The sequence below is a fragment of the Erwinia sp. V90_4 genome (assembly GCF_029967685.1).
Taxonomy (GTDB): domain Bacteria; phylum Pseudomonadota; class Gammaproteobacteria; order Enterobacterales; family Enterobacteriaceae; genus Erwinia; species Erwinia aphidicola.
On the sequence record NZ_JASCAQ010000036.1, the window covers coordinates 25,486 to 51,533 of the forward strand.

Consider the following 26,048-nt stretch of genomic DNA (forward strand, 5'->3'; position numbering starts at 1 on the left):
CCCCCTCAGGCCAGTGCCATCCATCCATTCTGTCTTCATCACAGGGTCCCCCCACCAGGTACGTGCGATCGCGCAGGCACCATCCCGCGCAAGACCTTCGTCAGATGAACTCAGAATAACCGGTACATGCGTCGTGCGTCCGGCTTAATGCGCTTAAAAAAACCAGCAGCCATTCGCTCATGGTGAAATCCCTGTATCCATGCTGTTACCCGTGTAACCAGCCAGCATTAACAGTAGCAGCAGCGTCAGACTCTGCCAGACGCACGAGAAAACTCAGGACGGAGGACCGGAAAGGAGGGGATCACGTGCCGTCTCCGGTAACGGCTGGCGGTAACAGAAGTGGAGATTTCAGACTGAAATCCCCAAATTAAATCTGAAAAAAAACTTTAAATTCATTAAATTAAATAAAAACCGCACATGGAGAAATTACTGAGGAAGATGCTTTTCCAGCACGTTCTGAATGGCTTCATCCAGGTCACGCTGCAGCTCAGGCGACAGCCGGCTGAACTCGTAGGCAAACATCCGGTCACGACTTTTCTTACGGGCAAAGCGGTTCTTGTCAGGGAACTGCCAGAGTGAACGGGTGATGAGCTTATCACGCGCCGGTACCTGCGCGGCCGCGCTGGCAGTCGTACGCAGGGCAGCCAGTATGTGCACCTTTACGTCCTCATCCGCACGCTCTCCCGCGTCGTCAGGCAGCAGGCTCAGCCCGTCGGTGAAGCGGGCGGGGCTGATATTTTTTTCCTCCAGCTGGGCTTGCACCGTCATCAGCAGCCGGTAATCCGCATGTGACAGGATCGCAGGAACAGGGAATACGGCGATCAGCGCTGCATCCACGCTGGCGGCCTGTAACGCGCGTGTGACCGTGGCCTGCGACAGGTTTTCCGACCCGGCAATCTCCTTCTGCGACAGACCGCTCTCTTTAAGCAGCGCAAGCCGCAGCCCCACCTCGCGCAGGTTGTGCTCGCGCGCGGTCTGGATATCACGGGCAAGGTCACGGGCCTCGGCAGCACTCAGGGTGCTGTCGGTGACCAGCACCTCCAGCGCGCACTCGCAGAGCAGCGCGGCTGCTCGCCGGCGGGACCCGTCAAGGATTTCAATCCCCTCCGAAGTACGCACGCCAATGGCCGGAAAAAACTGCTGCAGGCTGAGGGTGCGCGTGATGTCCCTCAGCGACTCAGGCGTGAGGGCTGACTGGTCGCGTCCGTTATGCGCCTGGACGACATAAGTGCCGGTAGCCACGGCACCTGCAGGAACCGTTGTACGGATAAATACGGCTCGGCGGCCGGAGCTGAGCGTGAAAATCAGTTCCTGCCGCTCTTCAGCTTCCGGGATGACCGGGGCACTGAAGGTTCGGCCAATGGTTCTGCGTGATTTACTCATGATAACTCCTGGTTTAGCCGGATAAATTCAAGACGGTCGAAGGCGGCCTTGGCAAAGTCCTCAGCCGCAGCGCGCGCGTTCCTGAGCGCCTCGCTGCTGCCGACGTAAGTGGCAGGATTGGCCGAGATAACGGTGTCGAAGGACTCGCCGCAGCGCTCAAAACCGTCGAGACGGGGTAGTGAAACGTCGAGCATATCTCCGCCAAAAATCTCTTTCGCGAGGCTGTGGCACATTTTGTGGTCCGGCTTGGCGGACAGCTTCGACATGAAGCCGATGTTGGCGCGCAGCCGGCAGGGACATCCTGATGATTCTATGATGCTCACGAGTTCAGGCAGGCGGGTCAGGTACTTAAGCGTCGAGTGAAAGTCAACCTGGGCCGGCGGTACCGGCGTCATCAGGACGTCTGCGGCGGCGATGGCGTTGTTTAAAAATGCGTCAAGGTGTGGGCCGCTGTCGATGAAGATAATGTCATAATCGCCGCTGAGCTTGTCCGTGATGTTCTCGCGCAGCACGGCGTGCGGGTTTTGCCCTGCCAGGTGTTCACCGCAGAGGGCGGTCCATTCCGAGGCGATAAACGCGTCGTCAATGGAGGCAGGAATGACGTCAACACCAGGCACGACGGAAGGAACGATAAACTCTTGAAGCAGCTCATCGCGCGATGGATTCTGTAACATCGCCTGCGCCGCGGTGGTATCAACCGTGCCCACCGCCCGGGTGTGACTCAGAAACATCGTTGCCGACGACTGCGGGTCCAGGTCGATAACCAGAATACGCAGATCCTCGAACAGCAGATGCGGGTGCGCACGCATGCCGTGGGCCAGCGACACGGTGGAGACGGTTTTTGACACCCCGCCCTTGAGATTTCCGACGAATACGTTTAGCGCCCTGTCGTGACGGTCCCGGTAGCGCGGCACGCCTCTGTGACGGTAGATGTCGATGATGTTCTGTATGCTCATTGCGTACTTGGTGGAAGAGCCTGCGGAGCGCTTTTCAAAGACGTATCCGTTCTCCTCCATCTCGCTGACGGCGTAGTCAACGCTGGCACGGGTGAGCTTTGGCAGCTTTGATAAAGCGGCTTTGGCATAAACCTGGAAGTAAACGTCCTCGTGCATTTCCTGCTTCTGCGACTGGATCTGATCCGTCAGCGCGGTCAGCATTCTGGCCGCCCGTGAGGCGATCTTTTCAGACTGATGTGATGCTGTGCTCAATGAAACCACCCTGTGTGCAGGAATTAAGATTTAATTCCATATTCCTGCATATAAACAATAAAATCAACTTCATTTAAGCTCCACTACCGTATTTGTACATGCAGACCCCGCCGTCCCCGTAAAATTCTTTTATAGGGACGGCGGGGTCGGGCAAGCCGAGGGCGCGCCAGCTGTCACGTCTGCGTTCAGAGTTATCCACATATACAGGGGTTATTTTTAAAGAAATCTTTTTACTCTTTTTAAACCTTTTTAGGCGGTGGCTGATACCGTCTCCACGCGGCCTGCCGCCCGGATCCTGTGACATTCTGCCCTGAATCCGTGACATTCTGCCCTCAGCAGCGCTCTTTCTCGTGACATTCTGCCCTCATAAGCGTGACAACCTGCCCTTAAAAAATGAGTGAAAACACAGGGTTATTGACACACTTTGCGCAGTGTGACAACCTCAGGCTATGTCACATTCTCCGAGACGCACTCAGCCCATGCTCCCAGACATCCCCGGCGTTCAGAAACCCCGTAAGGCGGGACAGCGCATTGTTCAGTCCAACGAACTGACCGAGGCGGCCTACAGCCTGTCGCGCGATCAGAAGCGGATGCTCTACCTGTTTGTTGACCAGATCCGTCGCACGGAGACACCGGGTGGCGAGGAGTTTCATGACGGCCGGTGCGAGATTGCGGTGTCCCATTATGCGAAAACCTTCGGCCTCACCTCAGCCGAAGCCAGCAAGGATATCCGCAACGCGCTGAAGAACTTCGTGGGTAAGGAGGTGGTGTTTTACCGTCCGGAAGAGGACCTCGGGGATGAGAGAGGCTATGAGTCCTTTCCGTGGTTTATCAAGCGGGCGCACAGTCCTGCGCGGGGGATCTACAGTGTTCATCTTAACCCTTACCTGATCCCTTACTTCATCGGGCTGCAGAATCGTTTCACCCAGTTCCGCCTGGGCGAGACGCGCGAGATAACCAGCCCCTATGCTATGCGTCTTTACGAATCACTCTGCCAGTATCGCGGCAACCGGAGCAGTGGTACGGTTATCCTCGGCATTGAATGGATGATAGAGCGCTATCAGCTTCCGCAAAGTTACACCCGCATGCCGGACTTCCGCCGACGTTTTCTGGCTCCTGTCGTCGATGAGATTAACCGCCGTACGCCGCTGAACGTCAGTTATATTGAGAAAAAATCCGGCCGGCTGACCTCCCATATTGTCTTCTCGTTCACGGAAATGTGACAAACGGCCCTCACTGCAGGTCACTTTCGTGTCATTCATCGCCATCGGCACTCACTTTGCTGCTTTTCCTGAGCCGAACTCCCTTTCACGGCGCCGTCCGGAGGGACGATTATCACCGCATGCCGTGGTTATCCCGCTCCGGTGAGGGTGGCCTGTCACATTAATGACTGACTGCACGTTTTGTAATAAGATCACAGCGTGATACCAGCTGTCCGTCGTGATGAGGGCAGTCTGTCACGGTTATCGTGGGCTGCCCGCCGGGGCAGTTTGTCACAGAAGCCCATGAGCGCCGGTGACTCAGACAAATAATGAGGGCCGATTGTCACCGGACAATGGAACACCTCTGTTTAAGGTCGTACCGTACTTCCTGGAGCGCAGCGCCCGTAAACAGCGCGGGCATCCCGAATAGCCAACCGTGCCCAGAGTCACAGCCGTGCTCTGACAGCCAGCGCGCAGCCTCCATCAGCTCTATGACCTCAGCCGTTATTTGCATCTCAAGACTTTTTCCATGGCCGGGATCGCATCCACCATCTGATTTTTTCGGGACTTTTTGAGCCCAATACATGAACGGTCAATCCTGACCTTATCAGTCAAGTGGTGTGTGAGGTGTTAGAGGCCTGAGTGTCCGGTTCCGAAGTCATCCAGCGACACGGTGACGCCCATCGCCGTGAACTTATCCAGGTTAATTCTGGAGCTGGACATGTTAGCGATGAGCGCGTCTTCGGCAATTTCTATCTCAAGCCGCGAGGGCGGAAAGCTCTCCTCCAGGAGCAGCTGACGGACGGTCTCAGGCAGCGTCAGGTCTTCTGCCATGGAGGCGGGGATGTTCAGTGCCAGCTTCAGTTCAGGATAGCGCTCGCGAAAGTGCCGGCATGCCTGATGAAGCAGCGATTCCGTCATGGCCGGCAGCAGGGTGCCGCATTCCGGATAATACCAGCGCGGGCCAGGAGCTCAAAACCGGAGATCTGATCGGTGTGCAGACTGATGACTGGCTGAAACCAGTGGCACAAACTCGTTGTGAAGCACGGCACCTCGAATTTCCCGTTATAACTGTTCCCGGGCGTGCAGGGTCTCTCCCGTATGAAGGGTGATAGAAATGAAACGTGCCGCGCTTCGTGCTTTTATATGGTACATCGCGGCGTCAGCACACCGCAGCAGCCCATCTGACGAGTCAGCATCTTCCGGTGCCCGTGCAATTCCGATGCTGACGCATGCCGCAACGGGCTGCGGGAGGGTTGTCGATGGACGTGACAGTAAGCAGCAGATCTGTGTCGCCAGCGCGGCCTGCGATTCTCGCTCGGGTCCGCCCGTAATGAGCACCGCGAACTCTTCACCGCCGGTGCACGCAACCGTGGTGCATCTGTCGCTAAAAATCCGCAGCCGATCAGCTAACACGCAGTAGGGCGTCGTCACCCGCGGCGGGTCCCCAGGTATCGTTGATGGGTTTGAAGCAATCCAGGTCAACAATCATGACAGCAACTCCAGAGCCGTCCTTTGCCAGCGTCTGATCGAGCTTTTTAATAAAAATCCAGCGGATATGCAGTCCGGTCAGTTCATCATGTCACGCCAGGCGAAGGGCTTCCAGCCGCGCATCGGTAATCTCAGGGTAGCAGTTGCAGAGCGAGACGAGCAGTCCGGGTATGACCGGGGAGATCGTGGCAAAGCCTGTGGAAGTCATGATAAAACGCCTGCGATCTGCGTCCTCATATTTGCCGTCATAGCTGCTACCGAACGCCATCGGGACCATCCCTTCATGAGGAAACTCGCAGAGGGCGGCCCGGGCTGCCACGCTGATAAGAGAGAGCAGCAGCAGGCCCAGCCTGAATGCAGTATCTGAGTGCCTTTTGTCACAGCTGGCGCCGTACACGAAAGGGGAAATATCTTCCTCACCGGCGCAGCGAAAAAAACCTTAGGGGTCAGGGCATGGGCGGAAGGCTTCTCAGCACGGCCGCAGCGTCAGCCCCGTCGGCGGTGAACGGCACGGCCAGCGAGGCGGCGAGTTCGAGCGCAAACACGCGCGTGTACACCTCAATGGAGCGCGCGTCACGGTGACCTGCCAGCGCCTGGATGACTTTAAGCGGCTGGCGGTGGCAGAGAAGGTGCATAATAAAGGAGTGACGAAACGTGTGCGGGGTCACCGGCACCGAGAAGTGCACCCCGTCAGCGCGCGCGCGCGCCAGCGCTGCCTTCAGCCAGTTGCGCATGGTTTCGTCGGTGGCCGCCCACAATGGCTCACGGCGCCGCGGGCGCTCGGTGGCCATCCAGCTCTCGACGAGGCGCACGTAGGCGGGATCGGTAAGCGGGACCAGACGCACCGCGTCCTTAGGCGGTCGCCCTCGCCGGCTTCTGACCTTTTCCGAGAGAATGCGCACGAACGGCCGCGGGCCGTCAGTGACAAAGGACTCCGTGGTAAGGCTGCACGCTTCACCGATGCGCGCGCCGGTATTCCAGAGCGTGCTGAACAGGAAATGGTGTCGCCGATCGGGCATGTAGTGCAGCAGCGCCGCCACCTCCGGAGCCAGCAGGTAGGCGGGGGTGACGCCGCTGGCGGTAGCCAGGCGGCGGAGCGCCACTGCGGTGGCAAAATCGACGCCCGGCGCAATGCTGAGTGCACTGACGCGTTCTGGTGAATTCTGCAGGGGTACGGGGCTCATTATCATCAAGTTTTCACGTAGCGCGATCTGTGTGTTGATGCGGCTATTTTCCCGCACCGCAGCCCGCGGGGCCAGCGCAATAAATCGCGCAGCAAGGATCCGCGGTTTGGTTTTACCCTCATATTAGGGGGTAATACCAGGTGCGTAAAGGATCCTTTTTTCACTGAAATCGCACCAGATCCAGGCGTGGTGCGGCTTTGGCGCCGGATCCGGAGATTTGGAAGAAATGGGGTAAAGCCAGGTAGAGAGCCAAGCTTCAGCTTGGCGTCTTCAGGCATGTGACGGTATGAGGAAGGTGGAGTGAGCGGTGGCACTAAATTGAAAAGACTGTGCTTATTTGTTATCTACTCCTTCTGTACAGCGTTAGCCAGGTAGTTCTATACGGAAAATTTCAGTTACTTTCTCCGTGTCATTATGGTGCAGCCTCTCACGGGTACAGAATGATTACCGGCAGTTCATTTTAATGAAAATATTAAACAACGCTAAGAAAGAATGCTTAATTTATAAAATGAGGGCTGCTTTTTGTGTGCAATGACGTCAAGTAATCTTAGGCACCAGCCACTATGGTGTAAATTTTATTCTCCGGAGAAGATAATATTTATTAAAATTTAAGGTAATGTATAAGTCTGGCCATGGATTACGAATACTCCCAGACATGGAGTAAAAACTGTGCATGGAAACTTAAGTACAAATCATTTATTATGTTAAATGGATGTTACACATATAATAACAAAAACCGAACCCATTTATTATTCAAAAATATATGTTGCATTATTTAACTTCTTTAAGCGCTGTTTACACCTCTGCGCTAGCCCCGCATCTATAATAAAAAGTCATTTTGAATTACGTTCTGAGGATAATGGTAAAGCCTGAACTTATGACTATAAAGCTGTCTTAAAACTCATTGGTTCGTAAAAGTTTTTATATCCAGATTGTGCAGCGTCATCCGTAACGCTTTCTAACTACTCACCCTAACCACAGAAAGTCTTAAATATAAAATTATATAAGATGAGTGCGTAAAAACATCGTCATTAAGCTTCTGAGAAATAGCCGCCCGTAGAGGGCGGTGAAATAATATTTTACTTCACGTATTGCCAGACGTGCTTCGGCACGCGGTCAAACAGTTTGCCGGTTGCAAGTTCTGCTTTGCGGTGGTCATAGGCCTGCGTCATTGCCAACTCCTCAACACAGTCCCCCGTATAGCTCAGATGTTCATAAACCTTGTCCAGGGTTTCCAGATTCTGGTACCGCCTGAACTTAAGCAGCCATTCGTTGCGCGTCATCAGTATTCCATATGGTAGTTAAGCATGAGCTAAAAAAGCCGAATAATGAACAAACCCGGCAATAATAAAAGACTTCAATATACTGATTTAAATGCACCTTTTATATAGTCCGTTTATATTCAGCTATAAATAATTCGACAGACGCAGCGGAAAACATCAGCTTGCTTCCGTAGGATTTCACCGCTACCGGTAAGGCTGTTCCCCTGTAAGGTTTTCCGGTGGAGGCGGCCTGCCAGAGCTCCAGCGGCGCGACTCCGGACTTTCGCGCGAATGCGTCCAGTGATATCAGTGGTTCACCGGAGTCAGGGAGAGTCAAAGCGGACGTGTGCATCTGCCACTGTTTCATGAAGGCATTAACCTCATTTTGAAGGAACATCATTGTTGCGCCATGCAACTATCGGCTCCGGGGGATGAGGATCCCTGCCAGCTTGTAGTCCGAACGCACCCCATTAAGCAGGACGCACGGGCGGATGCCGGGCATGTTGACAAAGAGATCCAGTCGGATATACATGTCTTACCTCTTTCTGATGTGTGTGAGGCGAACCATAGAGGGTCCCAGATATACATTCTACGGTGACTTAGATTAATCCTGGATGGAGTAGTATAGATGCCACAGTTAGAACTGTCAGGCCGGTACGCGAATGTCATACAACGTAACACGAGCCTCAGCCACCCCGCACAGACCACCGTACGGTATACGTAATTAGTAACGATAGATGAAACAAGGGATCGACTCTGATCAAGGGGATGGGGAACGTCAAGGGCCGGTGCGTAAACGTCGGTTTTACCCGCAGCGGGTTGTACTTCCTGCTTTGCCTGCCAGAACATGTATGCTGTGACTAAAAGATCGTACCCGGGGCGCGGTTCTTCCATATCCTTCACTCAGACGTTCAGTGCTGTACCGGAGTAATCCTGTTAAGAGAATGTCTTAAGGGTTTAGCTTTGCGCCGCCCTGATATCAGTTCTGATAAGTTGGTTCAACTGTGTACAGATAGTGAGAGAACACGACCTGAGACAGATTCAGTTTTTTACCCACGTCGTACGACTCCAGCTCAGCTATTGTGGCAGGCCTCGTTTACTGACTTTGTATGCCTTTAGCGTGAAGCTGTCTGCCACTGATCTGTCAGCTTCTATTTCCTTTACGTGATTTCAATATAAATAACACTTTTAGTCGTTACTACGTCTTTTTATCAGAAAAAGCGTATCGCAAAGTAGCTCAGCTGCAGGCAACCTGAATAACCGTCAGCGATAAACACCGCTGGAGATATCTGTTGAGGGAACGAGACTATTAATAAGATGCTAAGTCGCCCTTATGATATTTATCTGAATTAATTATAATAGCGGGACGCATACATGATGCGATCTCTTCCCGCTCTTTTAGCCTGATAAAGTGCATTATCAGCAGCAGTGATGATAGAAGAGGACGAGTCCTTTTTTTGTTTAGTGGCCACACCAATACTTAGAGTTACACTAATGCTACCATTACACGCATCTGAAACTGATGTTTTTATCTTTTGTATGATATCTTCAGCATTAGTGTTATCAAAAATCACAATAGCGAACTCTTCGCCACCTGACCTGGAAATGAAGACTTTGTCATTTACAAAATTACTTAGCCTTAGCCCGGTATTTCTCAACACCTTATCTCCAGCCTCATGACCATATGTATCATTGATCTTTTTGAAGTGATCAATATCTGCAATGCAAATAGTCCCTGCACCCCGCTCAATTTCTCTGAGCTTAACATTAAGGTGCCTCCTGTTTGGCAAACCTGTCAATTCGTCTGTTAATGACAGATTAACCGCTGATTTATAACTGTCGTTCACAAATGATATGAATATTCGGAAAGAATAGATAACCATTAATATAGCAGGTGCGTAGAGAAGGGCTGCTATTAAAGATGCTGTATCTCTTTCTATAAGGCTGAGACCGCCAGCCATAGAAGCCAGTGATGAGTTCAGAAGCAGGAATAAGCTAATCCTGAACACTAATAGATGCGTCGCTTTGGAGTGGATGTTAAACGACTTTCTGATAAACCATGCCATTGCTGCTACGGTACATGAGTTTATAAAAAAGTAGAAATTTAGTCTTGATGTATACCCCATAGCCAGAGAGAGCGCAATAATCAGGGTGGCCATAAAGCAGGCGTAAATGATTACCATCCGGTAAAGGAGGCCTTTGGGGGATTCAACTTCATGAATGAGCTTGTCGTGTACCTTGAAATTCATCACGTAATCCTGGTTGAGTTTAAGAGACGATAGTACCACGTGATTGTTTATAAAGGTTATAATTTGTGCCGTTCCGGTTGTAGGTGGTCTCAGGATATGGTTAAGAAATTTTGCTGCTTTTATTGATACACGGCCCGTTTCAGACCCACAAAAGCACGCTATGAGCAGCCAGATTTTCTTTCTGATACAGCACGCTGCACTCTAAAATCTATAAACATCAGTAACACACAACGAACAGCCGTTTTGGTGGCTGAATCAGCATTATTTTTATGACTACCTTTTCAAAGAAATAAAAACAAATTACAGCAAGGCTGTAAATATTAATTTAATGCCTAGCTTTTAATTAAAGGCATATAAAAATCAGATGATTATGAGACTTTTTATTTTAATATGAGGTGGTTATTAATAATCATTTAGAGCGGCGCGGTTTCTGCGAGTTGAAATTTACCTTTGAGGTAGTTACTGCTTTCCACGAGTTGGCTGCATAAGTCAGGATTGCCGAAGTTTTTATCAAAACCTTCTATTCTCCTCACTTCAAACAGTTTATTCCACTCAGAAAGCAAGGGTGCGACACTTATTAAGCTGCTTTGCCGAATTTCAGAGGGTGAGGCTATACACGTTAACCAAATCAGGCCTTGGGCCAACAGTTTCTCCTGGTAGATTAAACTTCTTACTCTCGCGCTCACTGAATAAATCCGGCTCTGAAGGCTTTAATTATGAGAGAAAAATGGTTTGCCGACGTAAATGAATGGACTGGTATCTGTGCAATGCAGGTGCCAAAAAGGGAACAAGAGCAGATATCCCCCCTAACGTGCGTTCCGTTTCCCGAACGCTGCCCCTCGTTTGAGATAGCTTTTCATATAGCAGTTGCACTCCTACCCTATAGCAGGGATTCGTAATTCGGCTTTCAGTCTGCGGTCAGTTAACCCAGACTTTAAGTACAAGCTCCGGCAACCGCACAAACTCCCTCACGTTATTCTTCACAAACTGGGCGCAGGCCGCAGCCAAAGCGGCCCTAATATCCCAAGTGGCGCTCACCACCACCCGGACCCAGACCACATGAGGAGCGGGTGGGCGACACGCCGAAACGATAATGATTCTACCGGGCTCTACCAGGGCTTCTACACTTACACCTTAGGTTCCGGTGCGGAATACCGCGACAGTCTCTTCAAGCTGATGTGCCTGATCTTCCAGCGAACTTGCAGCAGCGGAAGACTCTTCAACCAGCGCAGCATTCTGCTGCGTAGTGGTATCCATTTCTGTCATGGCCAGACTAACCTGTAGTATGCCTCTGCTCTGTTCTTCAGAGGCAGTCGCTATTTCGGCCATTATTTCCTTCACTGTTTTCACTGATGAAACAATGCCAATCATGGTTTCCCCTGCACGACTCACCAGACGCGATCCGTCCGCTACCTTTACTCCGGATTCATTGATTAGCATCGCGATTTCTTTTGCTGCTGTTGAACTCCGCTGAGCAAGATTTCTTACCTCCCCAGCAACCACGGCGAAACCTCGCCCTTGTTCTCCGGCGCGGGCCGCTTCAACTGCTGCATTGAGTGCTAATATGTTGGTCTGAAATGCTATTCCATTGATAACGCTTATGATATCAGTGACACGCGCAGAACTCTGTGAAATTTCACTCATGGTCCTGATCACTTCATTCACAATATCGCCCCCCTGACCTGCATTGTCGGAAGCCTCCTGAGCGAGCCTGCTTGCTTCTCTGGCATTACCTGCAGTCTGTGTGACTGTAGAGGTAAGTTGTTCCATGCTTGCCGCAGTCTGTACCACAGCGGCTGATTGTTGCTCGGTTCTTGATGAAAGATCGATATTACCTGCAGCGATTTCTGCTGATGCCCTGGCAACGCTATCCACACCCTCACGGACATTAGTGATAATCTGTCGCAGATTATGGCTCATTACGCCAACCGATTGTAAAAGTAGGCCGGGTTCATCCTTTCGCTGTGTTGAGATGGTCTGTGTCAGATCGCCGGCAGAAATGCGGTTTGCTGCATCGAGTGTCTCACGCAGAGGTAAGGTAATATTTCGGGTAATCCACCAGGCGATAAATAGCGCGAAGATTACACCAGCCAGAGCAGCACTCAGCATGAAAAGGCGCGCTCTGCTTACGGTTTGAGCCGACCGCTCCTGCTGATAAATAAACATATCCGTAATGGCCGTACGTAACTCACCAGACACTCCGGACAGCTCCCTCGAGCGTAGCGCCTTATTATCGGAGAGCGCAAGATAGTTTGTTAGCAGTGCCTGTACTGTCATTATTTTCGCAGGCAATGATTCGACAATCTCAGCAGGCTTCCCTGAGTCCACAGCCATTAACGTGCTGTGGTTGTCATTTATCCTGCCTGCTATTGATGCTATCCCGTTGATACCTCCCTGGTCGGGATGTATCAGGAACGCCTGAATAGAAGAGATTAACGAGGTGAGGTCATTTCCTGTTCTCATTTCAACAAGAGCCTGCTCTGGTGAAAGTGTCGAGTTCTGAGAAGACAGAGATACCGCATCCCGGATCCGGGTAAGCTCTTCGGTATTGGCCGTTGTCAAAAGAGCCTGAGTCTTATCTTGTGCAGAGGTAAAGGCAGCGAGTGCCTCAAGATAACGACTGAAAATTCGAGTAGCTGCAGTCAGTTTTACCGTCCCTTCCTCAGCCATCTCGGCTCTCTCCAGCTCCTGCAGCTTTGCCTGAATCTTACCGACCGCGACCATATTCTTTTCAGCATATCCGCTATTGCCAGTGTACTGCAGCAGGGTACGGTTGAGGCGGGCATCACCCAAATCAATGACCATATCCACGGTCATTTTTTGAAGTTTCAGGTTTTCATGTATTTCACGAAAGCCTGTTAACCCCACGGCGGTGATGAGCAAGGCTACGGCAACGACAGCTAAAAAACCAGCTGTCAGTTTTTTCCCCACGCTTAAATTTTTTAAAAATTCAGCGCATGTAACTTTCTTTTCCATAATGGTAGTCCGTTTTTTCAATAAAGCCCACGATGCAGATAAAGGAGCCGGCTCATCTGTTATCGGAGATTTTCTTCGCTTCGTTAGTTTTTTTTACTCTCCCGCCCACATTTTAATGTAAGGATTTTGTTATTATATATTTCACTGTGTTATGATCACCTCATTTTAAGAGCTGTGCGAAAGGCTTATTAAGCCATCCCTCCAAAAACCGAGTCTTTTTATAAGATAGAAGGCGTATTACTTAGTTGAAAAAAGGATGTTCAGTTGTTTAACTTTAAACAATATATCGGTAAGAACTGTGAATATGCAATCACAGTTCTTACTGATACACCTGAAGTCATACAAACAGCAATCTCTTTTAAAAATTACATAAAATCATTAACTTAAGTTAATTATCACTTCAAGGAAGGCTCCATGACGTTGTGTCTGCGGTTAAAGATACATTTATCAATGCGCTCAATTAACTCACCAGGGAAACGTAAAAGCATCCTGAAATTCAAGAAAACCTACTGTAAGTATTTAAACTTAAACGCTTTAAAAACGTCATGGACTGAAAAGTCCAGGATAAATAAAAATGCAACACTAACTTACATTTTCCAAAGTTGTGAGTTAAAATAAGCCAAGCTTTTTTATTAACAGCTTGTTTCTATTTGGATTTTTACCATCAAAGGTTTAAGCCTTTTTTCATATCGGATGTGTTTTTATGTATTTATACAAATGATACACCCAACATTCATCTCAACTACTGGCAAAAAAATGCTTTCAGCCCTGAATTCAGACGAAGATAAAAAGAAATCAGCACTCGGACTGCTATCGGATGATGACAGCCATCGCGACGAAATCCTGGGCAAGTTTGTCGCCCTGGCAAGCCAGGTTCTGGGTATTCCGGGCAGTTTTGTTTCTGTGCTCGACGATGAATTCCAGTATATAAAAGCATCCAAAAATTTCGATCTTCGGAAAAGCACGCTTGAAGACGCTTTTTGCCGGCACACGGTTGCAAAAGGTATGGTTCTGGTCTGCCCTGATACGCTCCTGGATCCACGTTTCAGAAACAATCCGCTGACAACCGGCGCACCTCATATCCGTTTTTATGCCGGTGCGCCTCTTGTTACACGCGATGGTATGATAATTGGCACGCTCTGCGTGACAGATACGGCACCGCATGTCTTCGACAATGCGCAGGAGCAGGCGCTACAATTGCTGGCTTCTGTCGTGACAGGCTACCTGGAAGCCTGGCATTCCGCGGGATATGTTGATGTGGTGACTCATCTTCCTAACCGCCAGCGCTTGATCAGGGATTTGGAAAGGCTGTCGGGCAATCCTCTTGATATCAGTTACCGTATTATTTTGATTGACTGCATTGATATGCCAAGAGCCTATGACATGGCACGCTCTCTGGGCATTACTGCGATTGAGACGCTGCTGCGTGATATGGCCGTAATGCTAAGGCTCAGGCTCAAACTGAATACTAAAGATGTTCTTTATACCGTGGCCACGGGGCGTTTTGCACTCCTCACTCCTAATGATGGCAGGTTCTCCGCTAAAAAAATCAACTCCAGACTTCATGGGATCTGCGTACAAATCATGGATAACATCACCATCGACCTCCAAATCTCTACCGGAGACGTGAATTTCCTGCCTGGAGTGGCAACACAAAACGCGACAGAGACATTGAGAAAAGCTATCAGTGCACTTCACGAAGCTATTGTGACCGGCTCGGGATCAATGTCTTATGATGAGAGTAACGATATCCGGCACTGTTCAGATTTTTCCCTACGTAACGATCTTGCCCGCGCTCTGGAGGAGCCTGAAGGTCTTTATCTTGTATATCAACCGAAAATATCACTCAAAACGGGTAAACCGGTTGGGCTGGAAGCACTCATCAGATGGAAACATCCGGTCAGGGGTGAGCTCTCTCCGGCCGAATTTGTTCATCTGGCAGAATCAACCAGTCTGATGGGCAGGTTGACTGACTGGGTTATTGACGCAACAGTAAAACAGCTTAAAGTCTGGTCGAAAACATGCTTTGCACTACCAGTCTCGGTCAATGTCAGCGTCTCTGATATCTCTCGTCCCCGCTTCGCGGACAGGCTTGAAGATAAGTTGCTTGCAAATGGACTGCGTATGGAAAGCCTGGGTATCGAGTGTCTTGAAACAGAGAAGATACTGGAGAGCCCTCAGGCAATGGAGGGTCTGGATATGCTAAAACTTAGGGGCTTTACCATATCAATTGATGATTTTGGTTCAGGATACAGCAATATCAATTACTTACATAGTATTCCTATGGACGTTATCAAGCTTGATCGCTCTCTGATAAGCAGAATTTGTACCGATACGGCCAGCAGGATCATCGCCCGACACGTTATCAACCTTCTTAAGGAACTCGACTATGTGGTGGTCGCGGAAGGTGTTGAGGACGAAAGCACAGCAGTGTCTCTTAAAGCCCTGGGGTGCGATGAAGCGCAGGGTTTTTATTATTCCCGTCCCCTCCCTGTCCCCCTTATCGATAACTGGCTACAGTGGCAGCTCCGGAACAATTGTGTCTGAACCTTACCTCTGAACCAGCTCAATGATAAAGGTTGTTTTTCGGAGCTAAAAATTCCCCCTCATACATGGAATCCGGTTTAGGGGAGTGCGGAGAACAAGTCAATGAAACCGTAGGTCTCTTTTCGCAAGTAGGTGTGAAAATTATCTTCTGGCTATTCTCTGACGAATTATTCCACACTGTCCTTAGTTCAGTTCTTAACCGTCACGTCAATGAATTTTCGAATATCGATCCTGATGTGCCGCAGGGTGAGTGGTATCGAAAATTTTTAGTTTAAATATACCTGCTTTGATGGGAGAATCATCCAAAATAGCGTAATTCAATAACAAATGGAGCTGATGCATATTTCTGATGGATACTCGTCATCGAAAAATTAAGAGTATCAGGATATAGTCAGAAATCGATGAAAAAAGCGATAATTAGTCTTTCAAGAAGCCAATAAATTGAAAAAATCATTTCTCAAAACTTTTACAACTTTAAGTTTCCAACAGTTAGAGCTTTCGCTAGGTACGGTCAAGGATGATATCCTCTCTTACAGAGAGTTTACTTTTCTACCTAACTGATAAGTTGAATGGGGTGTGCACCGTATAATAAATAGAAACCATTTTGTACCTGGGTTGCCACCTTCAAGAATGGTAAGCATAGTTACACCCCACCTAAGATAATTCCCAAAAACACTGTCCTAACTGCTTTTACATAATTTATGAAAAAGATTGTTGCAGAACAGCTTCCAGACTCAGAAGGTCGGTTAAAGCAGAAAATATTATAATAAATGTAAGTAAAGTCAACTGCTGCATGTATCAATTTACGTGGTTGCAGTCAATTTCTATAAGTCTTACATTAAGTATACCGGCACTATCCTTTTGTTTAACAAAATTAATGGGTTTGATATGATTCTTGATGAAGAAAGAGCGAAAATTGTTGCTTTCGAAATTGGTTTCGCAGTGCTCAATCTGATAAAGGATGAAAGAAGCGTGAATTCCGAGAACATATGCGAATTACTTGAGAAAAAAAGACTATCCATGGAGAATGTTCTGCATCGGTTTGTCCTAAAAGGTACTGCTGAGCTAGTCAGAAAGGGGTTTTAAAGGATACTGACATATGCTGCGAACGCAGCTTCCTATATATGGAGAGCTGCGTCCACACTACTGGCTGTGTAGACAACCAGTAAAATGCGGCGATTCATCTCAATTTACCGCCCTTTTATGAAAGCCTGTTCAGGAGTAGAGTAATTACTGAGGCACACCGGACACGCCTGGCATCTGTTGTGGTGGTACCCCGCTCTTAACAACGCTGCAGGATAATCATGGAATGAACCAAGAAATGTCCTTAACTCGCGGGTTGGCATAGCTGCGCATCCTTGTCTGTGGATCAACCTTATCCCATTCTGGTTTTGGAGGTTGCCGAGATAGTAATAATGCATAAGAAACTCCTATGATAAACTTACCATAAGGGTAATAATGAAGGCCATCTTGCTGAATAAGATTTAGATTAAAACTTAATCAGTCAATTCTGATTGCAGCATGAAATTCATCATGAGATGCTTGATTGTGGGGGGGATATATTTCTTTATGGCAACTAAAGAATTTAATAACCGGGTTGTAATATCCATACCATAATAGTACAAAGATTAGTAAAAATGAAAGATATGTATTTTTAAGCAAGGCAGTTATTAATTATCTGGCGTGCTGGTAATATCTAATTTTGGGGGTGCGTCTAATTAGTTGAATATGATGTGTAATTCAGGATTTTGATTTTCTCTCATGGCCAACGTTAACGTTCATTGTCCAAGTTGTCAGTCTGCTCAGGTTTAACGCCACGGTCAGAACCCAAAAGGTCATGACAATTTTAGCAGCCGTAAATGCCACCTTGTGTTTCAGCTCACTTATGCTTATGAAGCACTTATGAGCCAGGTATTTAAGAGCAGATCACTGGAATGGCCTTCTGTTGACGGGGTTCGCGATACCGCCAGAACACTGAAAATTGGCATTAACACCGTCATCCGGACTTTAAAAAACTCGCGCCAAAGCGAATAATGTCTTCAACTTTTGCCCATGCTGATGTAGCGCTTATCTGCAAATTTGATGAGCTATGAGCCCGGCAGCACTTACTCTTGTGCGCGTACAAAACCAAAACAGGCGGTGTACTGGTTTACACTTTTGGTCCCCGAACTGATAAAAACCTGCCGGGAGCTACTGGCACTCCTTGCATCATTCATTATCGGCATGATCACCGGCGATGACTGTAGCAGCTATGGCCGTGAGGTGTCGAAGAATAAGCATCTGACCGACAAAATATTCACCCAACGCATTGAGCGCAATAAACCTGACGGTCCGCGCCTGCATTAAACGATTGGCTCGTTAAACAAACTTCTTTCCACGCTCAGTTGAGATCCACAAAAAAGTGATCGGAGCGTATATCAAATAACATATGTTCTACTAATTAGATGCAGTACCCAAAATAGTTCAATGATGAGTTGCCAGTACTATAATAGTCACTGACCCGGCGGCTGAATTTTCTACTCCCCCGCAGTTTAAAGGCGACAGCCTGATTGAACCTCACAGGTAATGCATCCGGAAACCACCCTTCTTTCTCGCATGGTGTGTGGTTTTGGCTTGACGTATTCATAATAAGCGTTAACCTTTGAAAGAGAATTCATCGTGAATCCCGTATATTAAAACGGCGGGAATAAGGATCTGGTATGGTTAATGAGAATATTTTGTCGCAAAAATCTATTTCAACTCCGGTGACGGTCACGAACAACGTGCGCGAACTTCGCAAAGCGGCGGGCCTGACTCAGGAGGAGGCTGCAGAACACTTTGGCTTAAGTCTGCGCGTCTGGCAGACCAAAGAGGTATCAGGTATGCATGGCGGCCTGCTGCGGCAGAAAGAGTATGAATATCTTTTGCTGCTGGCAGGCCGGCATCCTTACTTTAAGCTCAGCCCCAGAAAGTGAGGGCGGTTTTCAGGTTAAAGATTTTTTAACTCGACGCCAAGAGTCTGTTTCTGGACAACCAGATAATTTCGTAACCAAGCATATTAACATGGAGGAAATAAAATCTTTTTGGAAATGTAACCTAAAAATACATCAGAAAGACTCATGTTATTTTGATAATTAAAATAACTCACAGGCTGAAAATCACAGCTTGCAATAGATAAAATCCAATGCTATTGAATATTACTTCCCTATTTATTTCACAAGCTGCAGATTAACAATAATAACCTCTTCCCCTACGATTCTCATCTGCGGTATGAATAGTTGTTTACTGATGTCTGCTGCAAACTCTGTCACGTAGGAGTATTTGTGCAGGCAGCAACGGCTAACCAACCCCCAAGCCTCAGCTGAGCGCCTTACCCGCCGTCGGACGTATCCGGACATACACAGTACGGACAACACGTAATATTCGAGTTATGCAGGCGCGCAAACTGACAGGCCTGCCTAAGCGTCCTGAAAGAACCGAGGAAGCGCCCGTTATCTCCCCGTGCACGACAGTCTTCACGATGTACCTCGGTAAGGAATGGTGCACGTTTGCGTCTGTTAAGATAACAGCGCATGATTCTCTCCTGATAATAACTTTTCAGTTGCCAGAATATCATAGGCAATGGCCTGGATCAGGAAGCTCCCCATGTCCCTGCCACCTTAACTTAGTGCACTGACTGTACGAGTTTCCCAGGCGCAAGGCGTGGCATTGCCGCCTACACCGGCAACTCTTGATATGTGTAAGGGCTCTACCTGGGAAATGGGAGATATCCTACACTAAGACAGTTGCTTGGGCAGGGATGATTTGAGCGTGTAGTAGACTTGGACGTTTCTATACTCTTCACCCGGATGAACATTCAGAACCCGACAGTTTAGACGAACAGGCCAGTATTGGCTGTTGTCGCAGATAAAGGCGTAGCTCATACGGGCAGTTTTGTGAAGTACGCGCGGTTTGTTTAAATATCTCTTGCCTCAATAACTGCTTCAGTTTTATCTGGAGCCGCCGCTTTTCAGACTGATTATCGGACTGCGCGTGAGTGGTTGATGAATCGGGATCGTACTTATTTACCCAGGCATAGAGGCTGTAAGTGGTGATACAGGACAGGTGGCAACGCTTGCGATGAAATGGCCGTGATCAACAACCTGTTTAACCGCTTCGCTCGTGAACTCTTCAGGATAACGCTTACCGCTTATGGGCACCTCTCTTTTCATGACTCTGAGGTGTCTGTTAAACCCGTGGAGATTCAGTTTTACTCCCATTGGCCTTCGCCGTCCTTTTGCAGTTGTTATCAGTTGGTCGCGGTAGAAGACATTTTGGGAAATAATAGGATAATATAAATGTTGTACGGCAGCTCAGCGAACTGATCTGCTTTTAAATCAATATTTTTTTGGAGAAGTGTCAGTATGGAATACTATGGGCTTGTGTTAGTAAAGTTCATTATCGGCTTTGTGATCGTCATAACCCACCTTAATCTGTCAGGAAAAACACAGTTGTCCCAGATGACACCGATAGACTTTATTGGAAATTTTGTTCTGGGTGGGATAATAGGGGGGGTCATTTATAGTGACTCAATTCCATTATATCAATTTATACTCGTACTTCTCATTGGCGTATGCCTGATTTCTTTACTCAACGCGACAAGCAAGCACATCCCTTTTTTCCGAAACGTGACTATAGGCCAGCCCATCCCTATAATAAAGAAAGGGAAGTTTCTGGTCGACACGATATCTAAAAAAAAGAACAAGATAGACATCCTTAGTGTCTCATCTCAGTTGCATGCACAGGGTATTCACTCCTTTCAGGAGATTGTCTATGCTCAGATTGAACCCAACGGGCAGATAACTGCAGTCCGCGACGGATCTGAAATGCCATCCGTTATCATTATGAAAGATGGCAAAGTCCGGGAATGTGCGCTCAGTGATATTGAAAAAGATGCACGTTGGCTCGAAGATGAACTGGAAAAGGTTTCTGTGACCTGCGAGGATGTTTTCATCGCTGAGTTCTGGAATGGGCGATTAACGTTCATTCTGAACGATGGGGAAGTAAAAAAATTACATCCATAAACTTATTTATTATAATGGCTCAAGATAAGTTATGGTGTCATCCTGCTTTCGGCTATGCACTTCTCGAAGCTGACATCGATAAACTGCCAGCTCCGGCTCTACCGTAACAGTTAATGAGACCTTTAGGGGACTATCATTACTTATATTACACAAACGGTCTGGCAGAAACTGATACGTGATATGGCATAAGTGACAGAGCCGTCCAGATCAGACACAAACCCTTCATCCTGGCAATGAGCAGCAACGACAGGGCTGGCCATCTCGGGAGGAATCTGACGCGTGCGGGATCATTGCAGTTTTCAGCAGACAAAAGGCCTGCGGATAAATCCGCAGGCCTTTTTATTTATGCTGAATTAGGAGGCGAACAACCATCAGAGAAAGGGCCGGAATGCCGGCGTGATGATTATGCCCTCCGATTTCTTTCAGGCCCTGAGTTTCCGGTATGCAGGGTGGGTATTCACCCCCCACCAACCGGCCAGCGCACTAACAACAGCCCCCACCAGAAGAGCGATAAATGACCACAGTGCAATCTTTGCAGCTGCGCTGGCGGCCTCGTATGCTTTCTCTTTTGCCTGCTCTCTGAAGTCTTCGTACTGCGCCTTCGCATCGTTCAGATTGCCCTGAAGCTGAGTCATGCGATCGTTGACCTCCTGAACGGTTTTGTCATGCGCCTGAGTGAAGTTATCTACGGCCCTCTCCGCCTCTTCCGGTGACAGATTAGTATTTTCTGTCAGCGCCTTTTTCACCTCATTCCTGTCGACACCTTTGCTGACCGCTTCCGCCCGGGATTTCAGTTTACCGCTAAGTGTATCAACAATGGCGTCGCTGTTGCCGGGGTTGACGGCCAAATCTTTAACCGAAGCCGCAATGTCGCGCCCGGCAGCCTGAAGCTGGGACTGCAGAAACTCAGGCTGAAGTTCTTTGATGTTGCTGTTGCGCAGTGCCTCCAGTACCGTTTTGTCCATCTGTGGAAGCGTAAGCTGAGTATTCAGTCCGAGTCTGTCAGCGATATTCTGAGCGAAATCTACTGTTGCGCCAGGGACTTTACCTGCGGCGCTGCCCAGCCCGATCACCGCAGAACCTGTGGCAGATGCTGCCGCGCCAACCGCGCTTCCCGCCATGTGCAGAATGCCGCCAGCGGCGGAGAAGCCCAGGACAGAAGCGACAAGCAGGGATGTGGCCCATGAGAGAAATCCATGGATGGTTCCATCCGCACCCGCCAGCCTGCCGGCCACAAAACCGCCGCAGGCCAGGCTCAGTACGATTGAGATAACTGACCAGACCAGAAAAGCCTTGTCGGCACCGTTAATCATATCGTCAGACTGCGGTGAAAGCAGTGAAAAACCCAGGCTGGTCCCAAGCGTGGTCAGCAGCAGAGAAACTGCCAATACCGTTACCACACCAGCAATGATGCTCCCCCACGAGACACGCCTGCTTAGTTCCGTTTGTTTTACAATTTCCATTATCATCTCCATTTAAAATCTTATGAAAAGGTGGGATTCATCCACACCCGGCTCAATCTTAGTAAAAATATGTGCTGCCGAAGTCAGTTAGCCGAAACAGCCATCATCTGCCCTGTAGGATGAGGAATGTGCAGTGCGGCAGACCGTACAGACCGCTAGACGTTGCAGACGAGACGCTCACTCACTTTGTCGTACAAAAGCTGTTTTTTGGTTCTGTCACTGCTCACTAGCCACTCAAAGCGAATCGGTATAGCGACGTGTTCATGGTCTTTATATCAGTGAGAAATGCATGCGTGTCAGACATCGTCCGGACATAATTTGTGGCAACTCCAACGACGGCGAGGGCATCATTAATAAAAAGTGTCCGGGCATGCTGGTCGCCTTTTTTGTCATACCTATCTAAGGCTGACTAATATCTGTACAAACCGCTCTGCAAAAGTTGTGGCGCTGTGTGCTACGGCTTTCCGGCAGGTCGGGGCTCTTATCCACAAGCTTATTGCCTGTTTTTCAACCGCAGCTGTGGATAAATTCGCTGCGTGCCTGCCAGGAGGGGGCCCTGAAACCGACAAACAAAAAAGCCTGCGGATATTTCCGCTCACATTGATCCTAAAGAAGCGATTCAATCTGCTGCCCGGCATGCCATATCGTGAGAACCACAAGGAGCCTTAACGCTTTGCTCTCCGCAGGTCGGTTGATGATTTTAACGATTTGCTTTGCTATGGAAATCCGCTCCTTAAAGGGCCTCAACGATCATCGCCACCCATCGTCTGGATGGTCGATTGATTCAACAAAAAAATTTGAAAGATGCAAGGCCCGGCCTTTTTTCGAATATCAGCAAGGTCGTTTTATGAACGTAGCACGCCTGCGGCGTGAGCGGCGCTGCTCCGCAGCTTCGGGTGTTCGCATGACCGGCGCTCCGTTTTATACTCGGTCTCATGTATATCCCCCGCCCCGCTAAACTCCTCTTCACCGTAGATGACGGCTGGAACCGCTACCTCGAAAAACACGGCGACAGCATCAGCCAGTGGACCCGCCTCTGTGTTGAGCGCATGCTCGCCTGCGGAACCTGCGCCATGGGCGTACGCCGTTACTGCTGCGCCTCGCCGGACTGCACACACTCACGCTTCTTCTGCCAGAGCTGCAAGTCCAGGGCCTGCAGCGCCTGCGGCATGAAATCAACTGAGCAGTGGATAGCCGAACAGCAGCACGTGCTGCCCGACTGCGACTGGCAGCACATCACCTTTACCATGCCCCACCTGCTGTGGCCCTTCTTCAGCAACAACTGGCCCCTGCTCAACGACCTGTTCCGCTGCGCCACCCGCGCCATGCTGAAGTGGGCACGCCGGCAGGGTATTGAGGTCGGTATCTTCTGTGCCCTGCATACTTACGGCCGCCAACTTAATCAGCACCCGCACATCCACGTTTCCGTCACCCGCGGTGGGCTTGACGTTAAGCACGGCGCCTGGCGCAGCCTTTTCTTCAGAAAGAAGGCCGTTGAGGAAATCTGGCGGGGGGCCGTTATCCGCCTGCTGCGCGACAGCTATGAGCGGGTCAGTCCCGGCACCCTGCCGGGCCTGGGCCACATCCGCGATGAGCCCCAGTGGCGGCGTTACCTGAAGGCACAGTATGGCCGGCACTGGAAGGTACATTTCGCGAAGAAGACCCGGGGAGCCTGGCACAGCGTGAAGTACCTGGGACGCTACCTGAAGCGCCCGCCGGTGTCGGCTTCACGGCTGCGACACTATGCCGGCGGCGCGGTGGTCCACCATTACCTCGATCACCGCACGGGAAAGCATAAACGCCAGACGCTGAGTCAGGAAGAGATGATCGGCCGCTATATCAGCCACGTTCCGGCACGGCATTTTAAAATGGTGCGCTACTCGGGCTTTCTGGCCAACCGCAAGCGGCGGACGCTGCTGCCGAAGGTTTACGAAGCGCTGGAAATGACGGTACGGGAAAAACCGAAACGCCCCGGGTTCGCGGTGCTGATGAAAGGCTTCCTGGGTACGGACCCGTACCAGTGCATCCTCTGCAAAGGCCGGCTGCGTTTTGCCGGCGCCGTGGCAGGTGAGCACGCCACAAAAATGCTCTCAGACAGGCTGCAACAGATGGCGAAAAAACGATGGCTGCGGATGCCTGAGCGGGATCGGTGCGCCTGAAAAAAGGGTTTCAGGTTAAAAATACGGCGAAGACAGTATTTTTACATCAAAGCCCACGCAGATCAGCAGCAGTAATGGCGTAGGCGGTGTCACTTTTCATGGTCAGGTGCTCCCAAGAGGAGCGATTCAATCTCCTAACCATCGAGCAGGAGCGGAAGGAAGACCTTGATGAGATCGTGGCGGTAATACGTTCCTACATGAAGTAACTTTCCTACCCCTTGCAGAGTCGGGCTCCATTTCTGCAATCTGAAATCGGCCGTGGGACCCGTAATGCTGCCTCTGCAGATTCGGGGCATTGCCCGATGGTTTTGCCATTTAGCACAGACGGATTGGTGATCCGGCTTACAGGAAAAGCCAAAAGAGACTGAAAGGGCTTTATGCTGATGTCTGCTGTTCGCTCATAACAGTCATTCAAGTCTGAACTAATACTGTAGATTTTCCATTCCACATAAATCATAGCCTTAGCACGAGAGTGATGACGGCACTGGAAGAAATGACGCCACGCGTCGAGCAGTATTCCATCGATGAGATGTTCCTGGACCTGACCGGCATCGATGGCTGTGAGGACTTTGAACACTTTGGCAGGCGCCTGCGCAAGCACGTGCTGGCCACCACGGGACTGACCGTTGGCGTCGGCATGGGACCGACAAAGACCCTGGCGAAATCCGCGCAGTGGGCAGGCAAGGAGTGGAAGCAGTTCCGCGGCGTGCTGGCGCTCACGCCGGGCAATCCGAAACGCACTGAAACGCTGCTGGCAAATCAGCCCGTGGAGGAAGTCTGGGGCGTGGGCCGTCGCATCGGCAAAAGGCTGAACGTCATGGGCATCACCAACGCCCTGCAGCTGGCGCGCGCGAACCCGGCCCTCATCCGCAAAGACTTTAACGTGGTGCTGGAGAGAACCGTGCGCGAACTGAACGGCGAATCCTGTATTCCGGTTGAGGAACTGCCACCGGCCAAACAGCAGATTTGCTGCTCGAGGTCCTTCGGTGAACGCATCACTTCGAAGGTGGCCATGCAGCAGGCACTCTGCCAGTACGCGACGCGTGCGGCAGAAAAACTCCGGGGAGAGCGACAGTTCTGCAGGCGTGTCTTCGTTTTTATACGGACGTCGCCCCATGCCGTCGGAGAGGTATTTTACGGCAACTCCGCAGGCGAAAAGCTCTGCATACCGACTCAGGACACGCGCGACATTATTGAAGTAGCCATGCGCAGCCTGGATCGTATCTGGCTGGAAGGCCGGCGTTACATGAAAGCCGGGATTATGCTGGATGACTTCACACCAGACGGCGTCTCTCAGCTGAGTCTTTTTGGAGATGCACAGCCCCGGGCCAACAGTGAGCAGCTTATGAAGGCGCTTGATGGTATCAATCAGTCCGGGCTGGGCAACGTGTGGTTTGCAGGTCAGGGAATAAGTACCGAATGGAAGATGAAGCGGGAAATGCTTTCACCGGCATGGACAACCCACTGGGATGACATTCCGGTTGCACATGTCAGGTAGAAGACCTGTAAGCATAGTGTCCACCGATTTGATGGACACTATCACGTTAAACACCGGACAGGGTTTCTTGATGTACCTGCCAGCAGGCAGACCGAAGCAAACAGAAACTTAAATGCGTTTAATCGTAAAATCTTAAATGCAGAATTACTCTTTTCCGTATTTACTGTACAACAGCTCACGCACTTCATCAGCAATCTTGGCCCCTCTCAGGGCGCAGGATGACTTGATGGCTTTATGGAGACTCTCCGGAATATCGATAGTGAGTCGCTTCATTTTCTCGACAGGGAGTGGTTCTTCTTCAACAGAGCGGCTTTCTACCCATGCATCCGCGCTGGGAGCAGGTTTGGTTGGCTTGGCACCGAAAGTCACTTTTTTTACACTCAT

The 26,048-nt window shown here is 49.7% G+C and carries 17 protein-coding genes and 3 pseudogenes; 7 read left to right on the forward strand and 13 right to left on the reverse strand.

Annotation, left to right across the window (positions count from 1 at the left end; all coding sequences use genetic code 11):
• Window positions 1-426: 426 nt before the first annotated feature.
• Both QLG07_RS05190 and QLG07_RS05195 read right to left on the reverse strand, forming a co-directional pair.
• The gene (locus QLG07_RS05190) at window positions 427-1,383 is read right to left on the reverse strand and encodes a ParB family protein (protein ID WP_282468658.1); all 957 of its coding nucleotides are present in this window, start codon (window positions 1,381-1,383) and stop codon (window positions 427-429) included.
• The gene (locus tag QLG07_RS05195) at window positions 1,380-2,540 is read right to left on the reverse strand and encodes an AAA family ATPase (RefSeq protein WP_282468659.1); all 1,161 of its coding nucleotides are present in this window, start codon (window positions 2,538-2,540) and stop codon (window positions 1,380-1,382) included. Before QLG07_RS05195 ends, QLG07_RS05190 begins: the two co-directional genes overlap by 4 nt.
• Window positions 2,541-3,070: 530 nt before the next feature.
• On the opposite strand from QLG07_RS05195, the gene repE reads away from it, so the two are divergent.
• Window positions 3,071-3,814: a replication initiation protein RepE gene (gene repE / locus QLG07_RS05200; RefSeq protein ID WP_282468660.1), complete on the forward strand. Its 744-nt coding sequence runs from the start codon at window positions 3,071-3,073 to the stop codon at window positions 3,812-3,814.
• 609 nt (window positions 3,815-4,423) lie between these two features.
• On the opposite strand, the gene QLG07_RS05205 is transcribed toward repE, so the two are convergent.
• From QLG07_RS05205 to QLG07_RS05240, 8 genes are all read right to left on the reverse strand, one after another.
• On the reverse strand, window positions 4,424-4,714 hold the full coding sequence (locus tag QLG07_RS05205; protein ID WP_282468661.1) for an EAL domain-containing protein: 291 nt from the start codon (window positions 4,712-4,714) through the stop codon (window positions 4,424-4,426).
• Window positions 4,715-4,858: 144 nt separating this feature from the next.
• Window positions 4,859-5,227 (reverse strand): GGDEF domain-containing protein, encoded by a 369-nt coding sequence (locus tag QLG07_RS05210; protein WP_348994606.1) that lies wholly within the window; start codon window positions 5,225-5,227, stop codon window positions 4,859-4,861.
• Entirely contained in the window at window positions 5,199-5,366 is a 168-nt protein-coding gene (locus tag QLG07_RS05215) for a GGDEF domain-containing protein (protein ID WP_348994607.1), read from the reverse strand. Before QLG07_RS05215 ends, QLG07_RS05210 begins: the two co-directional genes overlap by 29 nt.
• Window positions 5,367-5,730: 364 nt before the next feature.
• Window positions 5,731-6,471, reverse strand: a complete 741-nt coding sequence (locus QLG07_RS05220; protein ID WP_282468704.1) for a site-specific integrase — start codon at window positions 6,469-6,471, stop codon at window positions 5,731-5,733.
• Between the two features lie 1,076 nt (window positions 6,472-7,547).
• Window positions 7,548-7,751, reverse strand: coding sequence for an Hha/YmoA family nucleoid-associated regulatory protein (locus QLG07_RS05225; RefSeq protein WP_282468662.1), 204 nt, complete (start codon window positions 7,749-7,751; stop codon window positions 7,548-7,550).
• Between the two features lie 1,328 nt (window positions 7,752-9,079).
• On the reverse strand, window positions 9,080-9,979 hold the full coding sequence (locus QLG07_RS05230; protein WP_282468663.1) for a GGDEF domain-containing protein: 900 nt from the start codon (window positions 9,977-9,979) through the stop codon (window positions 9,080-9,082).
• Between the two features lie 413 nt (window positions 9,980-10,392).
• Window positions 10,393-10,623, reverse strand: coding sequence for a hypothetical protein (locus QLG07_RS05235; protein WP_282468664.1), 231 nt, complete (start codon window positions 10,621-10,623; stop codon window positions 10,393-10,395).
• 490 nt (window positions 10,624-11,113) lie between these two features.
• On the reverse strand, window positions 11,114-12,955 hold the full coding sequence (locus QLG07_RS05240; RefSeq protein WP_282468665.1) for a methyl-accepting chemotaxis protein: 1,842 nt from the start codon (window positions 12,953-12,955) through the stop codon (window positions 11,114-11,116).
• 756 nt (window positions 12,956-13,711) lie between these two features.
• On the opposite strand from QLG07_RS05240, the gene QLG07_RS05245 reads away from it, so the two are divergent.
• The 3 genes and pseudogenes from QLG07_RS05245 (at window position 13,712) to QLG07_RS05255 (ending at window position 18,456) form a co-directional block, all read left to right on the forward strand.
• A complete protein-coding gene (locus QLG07_RS05245) occupies window positions 13,712-15,502 on the forward strand; it encodes a sensor domain-containing phosphodiesterase (RefSeq protein WP_282468666.1) in 1,791 nt (596 codons plus the stop codon).
• A 1,761-nt stretch (window positions 15,503-17,263) separates the two neighbouring features.
• Window positions 17,264-17,946: pseudogene (locus QLG07_RS05250) on the forward strand (IS1 family transposase).
• Between the two features lie 255 nt (window positions 17,947-18,201).
• Entirely contained in the window at window positions 18,202-18,456 is a 255-nt protein-coding gene (locus tag QLG07_RS05255; RefSeq protein ID WP_282468667.1) for a helix-turn-helix transcriptional regulator, read from the forward strand.
• Between the two features lie 867 nt (window positions 18,457-19,323).
• Here QLG07_RS05255 and QLG07_RS05260 read toward each other — a convergent pair.
• Window positions 19,324-19,680: pseudogene (locus QLG07_RS05260) on the reverse strand (transposase); the annotation flags it as partial.
• A gap of 204 nt (window positions 19,681-19,884) precedes the next feature.
• On the opposite strand from QLG07_RS05260, the gene QLG07_RS05265 reads away from it, so the two are divergent.
• Entirely contained in the window at window positions 19,885-20,544 is a 660-nt protein-coding gene (locus QLG07_RS05265; protein WP_282468668.1) for a YetF domain-containing protein, read from the forward strand.
• 422 nt (window positions 20,545-20,966) lie between these two features.
• Here QLG07_RS05265 and QLG07_RS05270 read toward each other — a convergent pair whose 3' ends face one another.
• Window positions 20,967-22,007 (reverse strand): CAP-Gly protein, encoded by a 1,041-nt coding sequence (locus QLG07_RS05270; protein ID WP_282468669.1) that lies wholly within the window; start codon window positions 22,005-22,007, stop codon window positions 20,967-20,969.
• Window positions 22,008-22,942: 935 nt separating this feature from the next.
• On the opposite strand from QLG07_RS05270, the gene QLG07_RS05275 reads away from it, so the two are divergent.
• Window positions 22,943-24,166 (forward strand): IS91 family transposase, encoded by a 1,224-nt coding sequence (locus tag QLG07_RS05275; RefSeq protein WP_282468670.1) that lies wholly within the window; start codon window positions 22,943-22,945, stop codon window positions 24,164-24,166.
• A gap of 457 nt (window positions 24,167-24,623) precedes the next feature.
• Window positions 24,624-25,664 (forward strand): annotated as a pseudogene (umuC, locus tag QLG07_RS05280) (translesion error-prone DNA polymerase V subunit UmuC); the annotation flags it as partial.
• Between the two features lie 144 nt (window positions 25,665-25,808).
• Here the strand turns inward: umuC and QLG07_RS05285 are convergent.
• Window positions 25,809-26,048: a plasmid partition protein ParG gene (locus QLG07_RS05285; protein WP_282468671.1), complete on the reverse strand. Its 240-nt coding sequence runs from the start codon at window positions 26,046-26,048 to the stop codon at window positions 25,809-25,811.